The organism is Citrobacter sp. Cpa228, assembly GCF_030333085.1.
Lineage (GTDB): Bacteria > Pseudomonadota > Gammaproteobacteria > Enterobacterales > Enterobacteriaceae > Citrobacter > Citrobacter pasteurii.
In genome coordinates, this window is record NZ_JAOWGQ010000005.1 from 1 (window position 1) to 367 (window position 367).

General features: G+C 53.4%; 1 other RNA gene. It reads right to left on the reverse strand.

Annotated elements, in window-relative coordinates:
- Positions 1 to 113 precede the first annotated feature (113 nt).
- Positions 114 to 245, reverse strand: a non-coding RNA gene (locus OGX91_RS00025) — RtT sRNA.
- Between the last annotated feature and the right edge of the window lie 122 nt (positions 246 to 367).

Genomic DNA, 367 nt, shown 5'->3' on the forward strand with positions numbered 1-367 from the left:
TGGGGGAAGGATTCGAACCTTCGAAGTCGATGACGGCAGATTTACAGTCTGCTCCCTTTGGCCGCTCGGGAACCCCACCAGGGGTATACTGATTTTGTGAACTAGCTGAATAATGGTGGTGGGGGAAGGATTATTCGTCGCTTCGCTCCTCACCCTTCGGGCCGTTACCTGCGGCAACGTTGTCTCGCTTTCGCTCGACTCGAACCTTGGTCGAAGGTTCTCACCCTTCCCAATGAGTGCAAACTTCAGCATGGCTCATTGGGGTAACTACATTGCTGTAGTGAATAATGGTGGTGGGGGAAGGATTCGAACCTTCGAAGTCGATGACGGCAGATTTACAGTCTGCTCCCTTTGGCCGCTCGGGAAC